This window comes from Polaromonas sp. (assembly GCF_041689105.1).
In the GTDB taxonomy this organism is placed as follows: domain Bacteria; phylum Pseudomonadota; class Gammaproteobacteria; order Burkholderiales; family Burkholderiaceae_C; genus Polaromonas.
Window position 1 is genome coordinate 1 of the sequence record NZ_JBDNGU010000089.1, and the last position, 14,183, is coordinate 14,183.

The following is a 14,183-nucleotide window of genomic DNA, read 5'->3' on the forward strand; positions in this document are numbered from 1 at the left end:
GGAAAATTCGGCCCCCACGCTCGTCGCTTCGCGTACTTCGCTGCCCCCCGAGGGGGCTGATTTTCCTTGGGGCGGCCCAGCGGAAAATTCGGCCCCCACGCTCGTCGCTTCGCGTACTTCGCTGCCCCCCGAGGGGGCTGACATTGCTCGGGGCGGCCCTTCGCTGCGTTCGGTGGCGCTCCCACCTGCCGATCTGGCCACCGAACACGCCGCCCTTTTGCACGCCATCGCGGAGCGCTGCGAGCAGCTGTGCATGGGTATGGACTTCAGCGGCCTGTACAACGCCAAGCGCCACCTCTTTCACATCGGCCTGCGCGTGCACGAGCAGGCGCTTGATGCCAGCTATTACGACCTGATGGCTTCCGAGTCCCGGCTCACAAGCTTTCTGGCGATTGCCAAGGGCGACGTGCCGCGGCGCCACTGGCAGGCGTTGGGCCGCAGCTTCCTGACGGTGGGCATCACACCCGGCCTGAAGTCCTGGTCGGGTTCCATGTTCGAGTACCTGATGCCCTCGCTGGTCATGGGCGAGCCCGAGCAGGGCCTGCTGCATATTTCCGGGCTGGCGGCGGTGATGGAACAGCAGGCTTTCGGCCACGCCCAGCATCTGCCGTGGGGCGTTTCCGAGTCCGCGTATTTTGGGCAGGACCACACGCTGGCCTACCAATACGCGCCGTTTGGCGTGCCGCGGCTGGCACTGCGCCGCACTCCGCCGGGGGACCGCGTGGTGGCGCCCTATGCCAGCGTGCTGGCCTGCATGTTCAGACCGACCGATGCTGTGAAGAACCTGCGCCAGCTCGAGATGGCCGGCGCCCGCGGCATCTATGGTTTTGTCGATGCGATTGACTTCACCATCGCCAGGCAACCCGGCGCGCAGGCCTTCAGCGTGGTCAACACCTTCATGGCGCACCACCAGGGCATGTCGCTGGTAGCGCTGTGCAATGTGCTGTGCCGCGAAGCGCCGCGCCGCTGGTTCTGCTCGGCGCCGCTGATTCAGGCCCACACAACGCTGCTGCACGAAAAAACGCCGCGCCAGATCATTGAAAGCGTCGACCCGCGCACCCTGCCCGAGCCGGAGGCGCCCAGCGCGGAATCGCTCTACCATTCTCGCGAGCTGGACCCGGCGGCCTCCGGCTGGCAGCCCACGCAGCTGCTGTCCAACGGTCAGTACAGCGTGACGCTGCGTGCCAACGGTGCCGGTGCCAGCCGGTGGCGCGGCAAGAACATCACGCGCTGGCGCGACGACCTGCTGCGCGACGCCTACGGTACTTTTTTCTATGTGCGCACGGCCGACCAGCCACAGGGGGCGTCGCTGACCTTCCATCCGGCGCCCCACCCCGACTGGGTGTACAAGGCCACCTTCCTGGCCGACCGCGTCGAGTTTGAGGCCAAGTCTCAGGAGCTGGAGGCCACGGTCACCGTGCTGGTCAGCCCGGAAGACGACACCGAAATCCGTACCGTCACCCTGCTCAACCTCTCCGCGCAGGAACTCACGCTGGATCTTGTATCTTGTTTCGAAGCGGTACTGGCCGACCCGCGTGCGGACGAAGCTCATCCGGCTTTTTCCAACCTGTTTGTGGAAACCCGCTGGCATGCGCCCTGGCACGCCCTGCTGCTCACGCGCAAGGCCCGGCTGCAAGGTGACCCGGCCATGGCGGTGGCGCATTTCCTGGCGGCGGCAGACGCTAATGTGCTGTCCGTTGATTCCATTGCTGACCGGCGCTCTTTTCTGGGGCGCAACCGCCTGCCCGCACAGCCCGCGCTGCTGACTGGGGGGACGTGGCACGACACCACCCTTGACACCGCCCCTGATGTGGCGCAGGACAACGGGCTGGACCCGGTGGCCGGCCTTCGCATCAGGGTGCGCATTGCCTCAGGCGGCATGGCACGCCTGAGCTTTGCGACCGCAGCGGGGGAAAACAGCACGGATCTCTTCGCCCGCATCGACAAATACATGCAACCCATGCACGTCGAACGCGCCACCCGCATGGCCTCAACGCTGGCCCGGGTGCGACTGCGCGACCTGAGCGTTGCGCCGGAGCGCAATGCCGCCTTGCAGGACCTGACCACTGCGCTGCTGTACACCGCCACGCGGCCGCTGACCGACCGGGGCCTGCTGGACCAGCGTCTGCTCTGGCGCTTCGGCCTGTCCGGCGACAAACCCATCGTGCTGGTGCGCATTCACTCCAACACCGGGCTGGCGCTGGTGCATGCACTGCTGCGCGCACAGCCGCTGTGGAGTTTTGGCGGGATCGTGGTCGACGTGGTGATCCTCAACAGCGAAGTCAACTCCTACCTGATGCCGCTGCAGCAAGGCATTCTGGCGATGCACGATCACACGCGCCAACAAGTGGAAAACAGCTTCCCGGTCAATGACGCTGGCGGCTTTTTCCTGCTGCGCGAGTATGAAATCTCGCCGGCTGAAAAAGCCGCGCTGACCGGCCTGGCGCGTTTTATCTTCACCGCTGACGGCCGTCCGCTGGAGCAGCAACTGGCAGCGCTGCAGGGCGCCACCGGCCTGCGCCGCCGTGCTGTACCCGCCACGGCACCCGTGCCCACGGCCGCGCTGGCTGACCCGGCAGCGGTCCCACCAGCCGCCGGGGCGCACCCGGTGGGCCGGTTCGATGCAGCCAGCGGCGAGTTCCAGTTCGAGGTAGACAGCCGCCACCGGCCGCCGCGTCCCTGGGTCAATGTGATCGCCAACGCCTCCTTCGGCTGCCAGGTGTCCGAGGCCGGCGCCGGCTACACCTGGGCCACCAACAGCCGCCTGCACCAGCTCACCCCCTGGTCCAACGACCCGCTGCAGGACCCGGCTGGCGAGCACTACCTGCTGCAGGACCTGGACACGCAGAAAATGCTGGCGCTGAGCCCGTCCACCGAAAGCGGTTCGCAATTGCCTTACCGCGTGCGCCATGGTCAGGGTTACACAGTGTTTGAATGCCGGCACGGCACGCTGGCCGCTCAGACCACGTTCTTTGTGGACCGTAAGGAGGCGATCAAGGTGGTGCACCTGACGCTGCACAACCAGGGCAACGAGCCGCGCAGGCTGCGTGCGCTGGCGATGCTGGAGTGGCAAATGGGAGGCTCGCGCCATGACCGCCGCACCGTGCACGGCTGGAAGATGCCCAACCAGCCGGCCGTGCTCGCGCAACAGCGCGAAAGCCGCGCCGGCTTCGGCGGGAGTACCGCCTTTTTGTCGCTGGTCGGCGTGGCCGACCCGCTGCAGTGGACCTGCGACCGCAGTGAATTTTTTGACGTGGCCGGCCGTCTGGTCCTGCCCGAGGTACTGAGCCAGCAGGCCGGCACGGCGGCCGATCCCTGCGCCGCGCTGTCAGGCACGTTCACGCTGGAGGCCGGGCAGTCCACGACGCTGGCCTTCCTGCTCGGCCATGCGCCCGATGCGGAGCAGGCCGAGCAGCTTGCGCGCGACTGGCAGGGACGGGATATGGGTGAGGCGCTGCAGGATGTCAAACAGTACTGGACCGGCCTGCTCGGCAAGGTCGAGGTCCTCACCCCCGATCCGCTGTTTGATGCGCTGGTCAACCGCTGGCTGCTGTACCAGACGCTGAGCTCGCGCTTGTGGTCCAAGGCCGGTTTTTACCAGGCCGGTGGCGCCTTTGGTTTTCGCGACCAGTTGCAGGATGCGATGGCTTTTGCCATGGTCGAGCCACGCCGCCTGCGCGACCAGATTGTGCTCAACGCCTCGCGCCAGTTCCCCGAGGGCGACGTGCAGCACTGGTGGCATGCGCCTGGCGGCGAAGGGGTTCGCACACATTTTTCAGACGACCTGCTGTGGTTGCCTTTTGCCAGCGCGCGCTACGTGGCCGTCACCGGCGACGCCGGCTTGCTGGATGAAGAGGTGGCTTTCATCGAGGGCCCGGCGATTCCCGAAGGCGCGGAAGACGCCTATTACACGCCGCAGGTCAGCGACCAGACTGCCTCGGTGTTCGAGCATGGTGCGCGCGCCATCGACCGCAGTCTGCCCACTGGCGCGCATGGCCTGCCATTGATGGGCACCGGCGACTGGAACGACGGCATGAACCGCGTCGGCCACGAGGGCAAAGGCGAGTCGGTCTGGCTGGCGTGGTTTCTGTGCGCCGTGGTGCAGGACTTCGCACCGCTGGCCCAGGCCCGCGGCGAGACCGCCCGCGCGCAGAAGTGGCTGGACGCACGCGCGGGCTGGATAGCTGCGCTGCACCGCGATGGCTGGGACGGTGCCTGGTTCCGACGCGCCTTTTTTGACAACGGCGCGCCGCTGGGTTCCTCGCAAAATGACGAGTGCCGCATCGACCTGATTGCCCAGGCCTGGTCGGTGCTTTCCGGCGCATCGTCCGACGCGTTCACGGTGCCCGCCATGCGGGCCATGAACGACCAACTCGTGGACCGTGAAGACGGCCTGCTGCGCCTGCTCACGCCGCCGCTGCAGAACTCCGCCAACAACCCGGGCTACATCCAGGCCTACCCGCCCGGCGTGCGCGAAAACGGCGGCCAGTACGCCCATGCCGGCGTATGGGCCATGATGGCGCAGGCCCAAAGCGGCGACACCGAAGCCGCTTGGGAAAGCTTCAAGGCGCTGAGCCCTGCGCATCGCAGCGAACACCCCACGCGCGGTCCGGTGTACGAGCTGGAGCCCTATGTGATGGCCGGCGACGTTTACGGCTCGCCACCCTATGTAGGCCGGGGCGGCTGGAGCTGGTACACCGGGTCAGCCGCCTGGCTGCACCGGGCGGCGATCGAGACCCTGCTGGGTCTGTCGGTACGCCAGGGCGTGTTGTCGCTTTCGCCGCGTTTGCCCGCGCACTGGCCTTCGTTCGAGCTCACGCTGCGGCTGCCTGAAGGGCGTGAGGTGAGGCTGCGCTGGCAGCGCGCCGGCATGGCCGGTGACTACGGTTTCACGCCCGACCACGTGGTGGCCGAAGGCGAGGCTGTCGTGCTGGCCGAGTTGAAGGCGCAGGTGCGCCTTCTGGTGCAAGCCACGAACTGATGTCCGCGCTGGTTTGCTATTGATTCAGTAGCTGTCTGCGTACAGGGATTGGGGCCAGAGACGGTTTTTTACACAAAGTCCCCAGCCGCGCCGGATCGCGTGCGAAGCCCATCTGGCGCTGCGGGTTGGCGGAAACCGGCAATCTCATGGAAAATCACGCGATATTCAATCAATAAAAAAGACCCGTGACTGACACCCCCCTCCATCCTGCCCTGCCCGACCCCCTGTGCGCAGACCCACGCAGACCACATCACATCGCTGCCGTGTTTGACCACGACATCGGCATTCGCGTCAACGGCACGGAGTGCCACGATGTGGGGGAAAACTGCATCGGCGAACGCTGGGCCAAGGTGCCCGCAGGCAAGACGCTGGACCGCAAGGGACAGCCGCTGCTGATCAAGCTCACGGGCAAGGTCGAAGCGTTTTATCGATGAACGCTGGCAGCCAGACCGTGCCGGTGCTACAGGCGGAACGCCTGTGTTTTGCGTACCCGAATCACACGCTGTTTACCGACTGGTCGGCGGCCATGCACCCCGGCGTCACGCTGGTGCGCGGCGGCGACGGGCGCGGCAAGACCACGCTGATGCGCCTGCTCGCGGGCGAGTTGCCGCTGGACGGCGGCCACTTGCAGATCAGGGGCATCTCGCTGCATGAGCAGCGCGATGCCTATTGCGGGCAGCTGTTCTGGACCGACCCGCGCACCGATGCTTTTGACTCCCTGACGCCGCTGGCCTGGCTGCAGGCGCAACGCCGCCGCTGCCCGAAGTTTGACGAAAAGCTGCTGGGCGAGGTACTGGACGGACTTGCGCTGGAGACGCAGATGCTCAAGCAGTTTTTCATGCTGTCCACCGGTTCCAAACGCAAGGTCTTTCTGGCGGCGGCTTTTGCCTCGGGCGCAGCCGTGACCTTGCTGGACATGCCGTTTGCCGCGCTCGACAAGGCATCCATCGGCTTTGTGATGGATCTGCTGGAAGACGCCTCCAGCCAGCCCGAGCGCGCCTGGGTGGTGGCCGACCACGTGGCGCCCAGCGGAGTGCGCCTGGCGGGACTGATCGATCTGGGCGATTGAAGATCACCTGCGATGTGGTTTTAGCGCGCCATCACTTGCTATTAAATAGATAGCTTTTGACGCCCGTCACACAAGGGCTACAGGTAATTTTTGTTAACGAACCCCGGTTGCAACCGTGTCTGCCAGCCCGACGACGGCTGCAGGCGGCCGTTTGCCAGCCACCTCATCGGTGAGCGCCACGGCGCAGGGGGCATAGACATCCAGCGCGCGCTGGTAAACGCTGGCCTGCACGCCCAGCAAGCCGAGCACCGAGTGAAAGTAGTTGTCGTGGGAGACAGGCCGGTCAGCCTGCTGGCGCAGGCAGGCGCTGCTCAGGGCGCTGCGCTGGGCAAAGCCGCTGGAGGTCCAGGTGATCCAGGGCACATGTTTCTGCACGGCTGGCGCGATCAGGTAAGGCATGCCATGCAGGTAAAGGTTGTTCTCGCCGAGCGACTCGCCGTGGTCGGCCACGTAAACCATAGCGGCCTCGTAGGTCGCCTGCTGCTGCTTGAGCCAGATGATGGTGGACGACAGGAAGTGGTCGGTGTAGGCGATCGAGTTGTCGTAGGCATTGACCAGCGCAGCGCTGCTGCAGCCCTGCAGGTCGTTGTCAGTGCACTCGGGGGCAAAACGCTTGAAGGCCGGCGGCGAGCGCAGGTGATAGGCCGGGCCGTGACTGCCCATCTGGTGCAGCACCACCACCACGCCGCGTGCGCGGCGCTCTGCCGGCAGGGCCGCAATGCGCGCGTCCAGGCCTTCGAGCATGATGCCGTCGTAACACTCGCCTCCGGGGCACAGCTGCGGGTGCGTCAGGTTGGCGGTGTTGACACTGGGCACGCGGTCGCAGGCGCCCTTGCAGCCGGACTGGTTGTCTAACCACAACACCGCCATGCCAGCACGCTGAATCACGTCGAGCAGGCCCTCGCTGCGCTGCCTGCGTGCTTCAAACCCCTCGCGGCCCAAGCCGGAAAACATGCAGGGCACCGACGCCGCCGTGCTGGTTCCGCAGGACCAGGCGTTGCGAAAACTGGTCACGTCCTGGCGTGTCAGCCCGGGCGTGGTGTCGCGGCCGTAGCCGTTGATACCGAAGTTGCCGCTGCGCGCGGTTTCTCCGAGCACCAGCACCAGCAGCGGCGGGCGCGCGCCGGCTGGCGGCAAGGCGGCATGGGCATCCAGCCCCAGCGGCAGCAGAACGGTGTCATCGCGCCGCAACGGTGCGACGCCGAGGTTGCCCAGCGCGTAGAGGGTGTTGAGCGGGTTGAGCATGTAGCGCAACTCCTTGTGGTTGCGCATGGTGGATGCCAGCGGGCTGAAGCTGGCCAGCGTGAGCGCCGCCACCGTCACCAGCGCCAGCGCCGCCTGCAGCAGGTTGTGCGCGGCGCGGCGCGGCCAGCCGCCGTAGTCCACCCGCCAGCGCCACAATGCCAGGCAGGGCAACACCCCCAGCACAAGCAGCGAGGCGGCCAGCTTGACACCCAGCAGGTCGCGCACCTCATGCGCATCGGTCTGCAGCGCGTTGGCGAGCATGGTGGTGTCGATCACCACGTGGTAGGCCAGCATGAAGTGCGCGCCGGCCGCCGCCGCCAGCAGCAGCATAGCCAGCACCGGCTTGAGCGTCCAACGCCAGGCCAGCAGGCTCAGCAAGGCAGCCAGCGTGGCACTGATGATCAGCGACAGCGCCGCCGCAAACAGCCAGCCGCCGGCACGGTCAAACACCGACAGGCGCTCCAGCGCCAGCCACAGCGGCAGGTTGGCTGCGCTGCCCATCCACAGGCTGGCCACGAGAATCAGCCACAGCGGGTGCGTGAAGGCGCGCGCCGGATGCGCGCGAGCAATGGCCGCTGGGGCCGCTGGGGCCGTTGTGGCCGAAACAGGTTGCGGGGCAGCGTAGGTCATCAGGCTCTCTTCATGCCCGCGTCCAGCGGCTTGCAATTCAAATGGGTGCACACAGCGTCCATGGCCCAGGCCACGCACCAGCAAATCCAGGCGGTCCACAAGGTGTGGCTGCTGAAGTGCGCGCCGCGCATCTGCTGCGCCAGCCCCAGCACCAGGCCGGCCGTCATCGAAGCGCCCAGCCAGTAACGTGCCACTCTAGGCGCGGTGTGGCGAAAAGCAAAGTAGCCGCCCAGAAAAGCAAAGCCGGACGACGCGTGACCGGCCGGAAAACAGCCGCCGCTTCCGCCGTCCGATGTCAACAGGTGCAACCAGTGGGGGATGTAACGCCCTACGCCGCCGAAGTCTGACAGGCTCCACGGGCAACTGGCGGTGCTGAGTGTCTTGAGCGAGCTGATCACCAGCGCGGCCACCAGGGTCGTGCTCGCCAGCTGCAAGCGGCGTTTGAAGGGCAGGCGGGCCAACACGCCTATCGGCCACCAGACCCCCAGGCACAATCCCAGCGCCAGCGCCCAGGCCAGCCATTTCACGCCGTCGTGTAGCACGCTGGTCAGCACCCAGTGCTCGCGCAGCGGAAACCCCCCGGGTCCACCGAACCAGTGCGCCATGACGAGATCGAGGCCGGATACGTCCCAGGCCAGCAGCCCCAGCGCCGCTGCAGCCGTGAATGCGGTCAGTTGCCGGTTTGAAAAACTTTGCATGGGCCGCAGCTTCGGCGTCCTGTCTTAAGTCTTCCTTAAGAGCCGCTTAAGAACTCCTCAAGCACAATGCAGGCATGCGTGTACTGGTTGTGGAGGATGACGAGGGTATTGCCACCGGGCTGGAGGCCCACCTGCGTCAGCTCGGCTGGGCCGTGGACATCACGGACAGCGTGGATACAGCGTGGACGGCGCTGCGTGTGGAGCCGTTTGACCTGGTACTGCTGGACCTGGGTCTGCGCGGCGGTGACGGCGCCGAGGTGTTGCGGCGCCTGCGCCAGGTGCCGCCCGCGCGGCTGCCTGACGCCGCCACGCCCGTCCTCGTAATGACAGCGCGCGACCAGGTCGCCGCGCGCATCGAATGCCTGGACATGGGCGCCGACGACTATGTGACCAAACCGTTTGATCCCGACGAACTCTCCGCACGCATGCGCGCGCTGCGCCGCCGCTCCCTGGGGCGGGCGCAGCCGCTGATCACGGCCGGCGCGCTGGAAGTGGACCCAGCCAACCGCACGGTCCTGCAGGACGGCCAACCAGTGGAGCTGTCGGCACGCGAGTTTGGCGTGCTGCTGGCGCTGATCGAGGTGCGGCCCCGCGTCTTGTCGCGCCCGCAGATCGAGGCGCAGCTGTACAGCTGGGACAACGCGCTGGACAGTAACGCGGTGGAGGTACACGTGCACCATCTGCGCAAAAAACTCGGTGAAGCTGTCATTCGCACGCTGCGCGGCGTGGGTTATTTTGTTCCGGAGGACAAGCCATGAAGCTGCAACGATCCGTCACGCTGAGCCTGATGGCGTGGGCATTTGGCGCGCTGCTGAGCGTCTGGGGCGGCTTCTTGGTGCTGGGCTACCAGACTGGGGTTCACGAAGCCGACGAGCTGACCGACGGCCACCTGGCCAGCGTGGCGCTGCTGCAGCTGGCGCAGAACCCCAGCCCCTCAGCTGTGCGCGGCGGCGTGGCCAGCCTGCCCGGCCTGTCCAGCCTGGAAAGCCACGACTACCGGCAGTCCATGAGCGTGGTGGTCTGGAATGCCGCTGGCGCTGAGTTGTTGCGCACCGGCGAAGCGCCGGCCGTGCCCTTCAGCCAGGGGGAAGGCTTTGAAACCTTGCTGCTGGGCGCGCCGCCGGTGGCCTGGCGCGCGTTTTCCCAGTGGGATGGACCGGCGCGCGAAAAAAAGGTGACGGTGCTGCTGGGCATCAGCGAACGCGATGACCTGGCCCGCGACATTGCCGAGCAGTTGGCCGAGCCCGGCTTCTGGCTGCTGCCGGCTGCGGTCCTGGCCCTGGGCCTGGCGATACACCGCGGGCTGCGTCCGCTGTACGCGCTGGCGCGCGACGTGGACGCGCTGGACATCCACCAGCCCTCGCCGCTGCACGCCCCATACCCGCAGCAGGAGTTTCGTGCGGTGGTGAACTCCATCAACACGCTGGCAGCACGTTACCAGGCCGCAGTGTCGCGCGAGCGCGAGCTGGCCAGCGAACTGGCGCATGAGCTGCGCACGCCGCTGGCCTCGCTGACCCTGCAGGCACACGCGCTGCGCCAGGCCGCACCAGGTGAGGCGCACGAGCAACTGCTGGTGCAACTGGAGCGCGACGCGCTACGGGCGGGCGAGGTGTTGTCCAACCTTCTCGCGCTGGCGCGTGCCAGCCGCACGGAGCTGGCTGAAGCCATGCAGCAACTGGACCTCGATGCCATCGCGCGTGCCGAAGTCGCGGAGTTCGGCCAGGCCGCGCTCGACAGCGGGCACGAGCTGGGGCTGCTCAGCCCCGGGCCTTTTTTGATGCAGGGCCACCCGGTGCTGCTGGGCCTGGTGCTGCGCAACCTGATTGAAAACGCCTTGAGCCACACGCCGGCCGGCACCAGCGTAGAAGTGCAGCTGGACCCGCAGGCACGCTGGCTGCAGGTCAGCGACACAGCCGCCCGAAGCACCGCGCCGCCAGACCCCGCACCCTCTGGCGTCCAGCGCCACCATTCGCTAGGCCTGGGCGCTGGTCACCGCGTGGTGGAGAAAATTGCCGCCATTCACGGCGCAAGGTTTGAGCAGGCGGCTGCGCCTGCGGGCTTCACCCAGTGCTACCGCGTGGTGTTTGCCGACGCGCGAGCCGTTTGACACGGTGATACGGCTTTGCGGTCACACACGCAGCGCTGTTCGCAGCGGGTCAGCCTGTCCTGAGCCTGTCGAAGAGTCGATGCGTCGATGCGTCGGCGCAGCGCAGGCAGAGCCTGAACGGGTCTTGAGGATTGAACACCACCAGCATGCGTCACTATCAAATAGATAGCTGCTTGCGCCCGCGGGACAAGGGCCTGCAGGCTTTTTTCTTGGGAATTTCTGCTGCAGCCCGACCCGGGTGTTTGCCCTTCAGGACCCCAAAAACTCGCCCACCGGTTTGAGGTCATCGACCCGGTCGCAGACGGACTTCACCATCATCATGATGGGGATGCCCAGCAGCAAGCCCCAGACACCCCAGAGCCAACCCCAGGCCAACAGCCCGACAAACACCGCCACCGGGCTCAGGCGGCTGGCACGGCTGGTCAGCCACGGCGTGATCAGGTTGCCCACCAGGGTATGGATTAGCAGCGACGCGCCGCCAACCAGCATGGCCATGTTGAGCGAGCCAAACTGCAGAAAGCCGACCAGCGCCGTGGCCGCCGCTGTGATCAGCGAGCCGACATAAGGCACGAGGTTGAGCCCCGCAGCGGCAATGCCCCAGACCGCAGAATTCTCCAGTCCGATGGCCAGCAATGCCAGCCAGGTCATCACGCCCACCAGCGCGCTGGTCAGCAACTGCACCTGCAGGTAGCGCTGGATCTGCCCGGTGATTTCATGCAGAGCCTGCAGCGTTACTTTTTTGCTGCTCAGGTTGGGCCCGGCCAGCTTGAGCATCTTGCGGCGAAAGGTATCGCCAGAGAGCATGAGAAAGTAGGTCAGAAAAATCACCACGATGGTCTGGCCAATCAACGCGATCAAGCCGACGGTGCCGGGCCACAGGTAGTCCTTGACGTTGAAACTGGACTTCTCGACCACCACGCGCATCACGCCGCGGTTGCCACCGGGCGCCCCGCTCTCCTCGGCCGCCCTCTCGATCTGTGTCGCCGCCTTTTGCACCGTGTCCAGGGCGCTGGCGGACTTTCCGCTGCTCTTTTTGAGGGCATTGCGGAATTTCTGCGCCGCCACGGGCAAGGAGTCCACCATGGCGACTGCCTCGTCCCGCAGGGAATAGGCCGTGCCCCCGATAGCGCCCAGAATCGCGAACAACAACAACGCTGAACCCAACCAGCGCGGGATGCGCTTGAGCTCCATCCAGTTGACCACCGGAGAAAACGCATAGCTGAAAAGAACGCTGAGCATCACCGGAATGAGCACGGCCTTGGCCCAGCTCAGCACAAAGAGGCTCGCCAGGCCGGCCAGTACCATGAGCGACATGTTGCGAATGTCCACCGGCATCTGCAGCAGCAGGCGCGGGGGTTCCGGAAAGGTCGTCACCTCGGCCGCGGCGGGCGTCGCGTCAGGCGAATGGTCGTCGTTCAATGTGTTCTCCTCTTGGGTCGCCGCAAAAACAGCCGCAGTCACCAGGCGTCCATCGTTGTATACCTATTTCATCAGAGGTCGAGCGGCGCCGGTGTAGGACGCCTGCGCGGCAGGCTACCGGCTGCCGGCCCGACTGCGCGGGCCGCGCCTTAACCGGCGATGGCCTCACGCACCGCACTGAGCTGGCGCCGGGACACCGCGAGCAGTTCGTCGATGCCGTTGAGCCGGACCGCCCAGCCTTCCCCCTCTTCCGGATCAAAGTGTTTTTCAAGCGCACGCACGGCACGCCGCGCCACCAGCGCGTTGCGATGGATGCGCATGAAGCGGGGATAGCGGTCTTCCAGCTCGTTCAGGCTGCCGTCGAGAATGTAGCTCTTGCCGGCAGTCCGCACAGTGATGTACTTGAGTTCGGCCTTCAAATACAGCACCTCTGCCAGAGGCACACGTTCGGTCCGGCCACGGTCCTGGATGATCAGGCATCCTTCATCAAAATCAGGCTGTGGCCCTTTACCCGCCTGCATAAGACGCTCTACTTTTTGTAGCGCCTGCTGGAGGCGTTCGAGCCGCACCGGCTTGGTCAGGTAGTCCACGGCTTCGAGCTCAAAGGCCTGCACCGCATGCTCCGAGTGAGCCGTCACAAACACCACTGCGGGCGGCTGGGGCAGCTGCGCGATGGTTTGGGCCAGCGTGATGCCGTCGGCGCCGGGCATATGAACGTCCAGCAGCACCACGTCAAACATTTCGCGGCGCAGCGCCTCCATGGCCTGCACCGCGTGGGCAGCCTCGGCCGCCACGCAGGCGGCAGGCGCCGTGCAATCGCCCAGCAAGGTGCGCAGGCGCGCGCGCGCCAGTGCTTCGTCGTCCACGATCAGTGCCCTGAGCGTTGCCGTCATAAAGGTATCTCCAGTCTCACCTGAAACATGCCGTCCCGGAACACCGTCTTGAACTGCGCCTGCACATCGTGCAGCAGCGCCAGACGTTCGCGCACGTTGGCCAGCGCCAGCCCGTGGCCGCGTTCGCCCACGCCCGCCGGCGTCGAATTGGTCACCTTGAGCACCACCATGCTGCCGCGGCGCACTGTCGATATTTTGACCTGCGCGCCCACTGCGCTGGGCTCCACGCCGTGGCGCACGGCGTTCTCTACCAGTGGCTGCAGCAGCAGCGGCGGCAGCTTGGCGGCATTGGCGTCGGGGTCCAGGCTCCACTGCACCTGCAGGCGCTCGCCGAAACGGATCTGCTCGATGGCCAGGTAACGCTGCGCCAGCGCGATCTCCTGGCCCAGCGTGACCGACTCGGTGGCATCGGCCAGAGCATGGCGAAACAGCTCGCTGAGGTCTTCCAGCACCGCCTCGGCCTTGGCTGGCTCGGCCCGCACCAGTGCAATGGCGCTGTTCAGGGTGTTGAACAGGAAATGCGGGCGGATGCGCGACTGCAGCTCCGCCAGCCGCGCCGCCGTGGCCGCGGGTGTGCGCGCCTTGGCGCGCCACGCCAGCCCCGCGACCAGCACCGACGACAGCAATACGCCTGCCGCCCCGCTGGCCCACCACGGCGCTGGCTCCAGCAGGCCCATCATGGCGAGCAGGCCGCAACCATACAGCCCGGCCAGTGCGCCCAGAGCCATGCCGGCAAGCCACTGGGCGGGTGTCCCCAGCCGCGCCAGGTAAGCCTTGAGCACACAAGCGACGATCAGCCAGGCCAGCGTGGCCGGCAACACACCGCCAGTCAGCAGCGAAAAACGCAGTAGCCAGTCCACAAACCGGGCCGCGCCGAACATGCTGCCCACACCCACCACCGCCTCGACAAACAGCACGGCACGGAGCACCACGCCGACATTGCAGGCATCGAAAACATTGACACGGGCAGGCAGCCGCACAAGCTCGTCCCCAGGCTGGCTGACGCCGCCCAGCATGGTGGATTCTCCAAAGGAGGACAGATGGGGCTTGGGGCTCATGACAGGGGCGTCCGGTGGTCCTTGCTCAGGTCGGTGGGGGTCATTTCTGCGGGCCGAAGGCAGGGTTTCCGGGCCGGCGGGCA

Annotated in this window: 10 protein-coding genes; 5 read left to right on the forward strand and 5 right to left on the reverse strand. The window is 66.3% G+C overall.

Going from position 1 to position 14,183, the window contains the following annotated elements:
• Positions 1–172 precede the first annotated feature (172 nt).
• The 3 genes from ACESMT_RS08650 to ACESMT_RS08660 all read left to right on the forward strand — a co-directional run bounded on the left by ACESMT_RS08650 (position 173) and on the right by ACESMT_RS08660 (position 6,050).
• Positions 173–4,981, forward strand: coding sequence for a GH36-type glycosyl hydrolase domain-containing protein (locus tag ACESMT_RS08650; protein WP_372826166.1), 4,809 nt, complete (start codon positions 173–175; stop codon positions 4,979–4,981).
• Between the two features lie 185 nt (positions 4,982–5,166).
• The gene (locus ACESMT_RS08655) at positions 5,167–5,415 is read left to right on the forward strand and encodes a DUF3297 family protein (RefSeq protein ID WP_372826167.1); all 249 of its coding nucleotides are present in this window, start codon (positions 5,167–5,169) and stop codon (positions 5,413–5,415) included.
• On the forward strand, positions 5,412–6,050 hold the full coding sequence (locus ACESMT_RS08660) for an ATP-binding cassette domain-containing protein (protein ID WP_372826168.1): 639 nt from the start codon (positions 5,412–5,414) through the stop codon (positions 6,048–6,050). Before ACESMT_RS08655 ends, ACESMT_RS08660 begins: the two co-directional genes overlap by 4 nt.
• Positions 6,051–6,143: 93 nt before the next feature.
• Here the strand turns inward: ACESMT_RS08660 and ACESMT_RS08665 are convergent, their stop codons facing one another.
• A complete protein-coding gene (locus ACESMT_RS08665; protein ID WP_372826169.1) occupies positions 6,144–7,925 on the reverse strand; it encodes a phosphoethanolamine transferase in 1,782 nt (593 codons plus the stop codon).
• On the reverse strand, positions 7,925–8,623 hold the full coding sequence (locus ACESMT_RS08670) for a phosphatase PAP2 family protein (RefSeq protein ID WP_372826170.1): 699 nt from the start codon (positions 8,621–8,623) through the stop codon (positions 7,925–7,927). Before ACESMT_RS08670 ends, ACESMT_RS08665 begins: the two co-directional genes overlap by 1 nt.
• A 74-nt stretch (positions 8,624–8,697) precedes the next feature.
• Here ACESMT_RS08670 and ACESMT_RS08675 point away from each other — a divergent pair, with 74 nt between their 5' ends.
• Both ACESMT_RS08675 and ACESMT_RS08680 read left to right on the forward strand, forming a co-directional pair.
• On the forward strand, positions 8,698–9,381 hold the full coding sequence (locus ACESMT_RS08675) for a response regulator transcription factor (protein ID WP_372826171.1): 684 nt from the start codon (positions 8,698–8,700) through the stop codon (positions 9,379–9,381).
• The gene (locus ACESMT_RS08680; RefSeq protein ID WP_372826172.1) at positions 9,378–10,730 is read left to right on the forward strand and encodes a histidine kinase dimerization/phospho-acceptor domain-containing protein; all 1,353 of its coding nucleotides are present in this window, start codon (positions 9,378–9,380) and stop codon (positions 10,728–10,730) included. Before ACESMT_RS08675 ends, ACESMT_RS08680 begins: the two co-directional genes overlap by 4 nt.
• A gap of 249 nt (positions 10,731–10,979) precedes the next feature.
• Here ACESMT_RS08680 and ACESMT_RS08685 read toward each other — a convergent pair whose 3' ends face one another.
• From ACESMT_RS08685 to ACESMT_RS08695, 3 genes are all read right to left on the reverse strand, one after another.
• On the reverse strand, positions 10,980–12,149 hold the full coding sequence (locus ACESMT_RS08685) for an AI-2E family transporter (RefSeq protein ID WP_372826173.1): 1,170 nt from the start codon (positions 12,147–12,149) through the stop codon (positions 10,980–10,982).
• Between the two features lie 149 nt (positions 12,150–12,298).
• Positions 12,299–13,042: a LytR/AlgR family response regulator transcription factor gene (locus ACESMT_RS08690; protein ID WP_372826174.1), complete on the reverse strand. Its 744-nt coding sequence runs from the start codon at positions 13,040–13,042 to the stop codon at positions 12,299–12,301.
• Complete coding sequence (locus ACESMT_RS08695; RefSeq protein ID WP_372826233.1) at positions 13,039–14,058, reverse strand: sensor histidine kinase; 1,020 nt, start codon at positions 14,056–14,058, stop codon at positions 13,039–13,041. Before ACESMT_RS08695 ends, ACESMT_RS08690 begins: the two co-directional genes overlap by 4 nt.
• Between the last annotated feature and the right edge of the window lie 125 nt (positions 14,059–14,183).

Bases quoted from the DNA above. Each gene is read 5' to 3' on its own strand.
- ACESMT_RS08670 (WP_372826170.1), bottom strand. From the start codon at position 8,623: ATGCAAAGTTTTTCAAACCGGCAACTGACCGCATTCACGGCTGCAGCG.
- ACESMT_RS08695 (WP_372826233.1), bottom strand. From the start codon at position 14,058: ATGCTGGGCGGCGTCAGCCAGCCTGGGGACGAGCTTGTGCGGCTGCCT.
- ACESMT_RS08660 (WP_372826168.1), top strand. From the start codon at position 5,412: ATGAACGCTGGCAGCCAGACCGTGCCGGTGCTACAGGCGGAACGCCTG.
- ACESMT_RS08665 (WP_372826169.1), bottom strand. From the start codon at position 7,925: ATGACCTACGCTGCCCCGCAACCTGTTTCGGCCACAACGGCCCCAGCG.
- ACESMT_RS08690 (WP_372826174.1), bottom strand. From the start codon at position 13,042: ATGACGGCAACGCTCAGGGCACTGATCGTGGACGACGAAGCACTGGCG.
- ACESMT_RS08680 (WP_372826172.1), top strand. From the start codon at position 9,378: ATGAAGCTGCAACGATCCGTCACGCTGAGCCTGATGGCGTGGGCATTT.
- ACESMT_RS08675 (WP_372826171.1), top strand. From the start codon at position 8,698: ATGCGTGTACTGGTTGTGGAGGATGACGAGGGTATTGCCACCGGGCTG.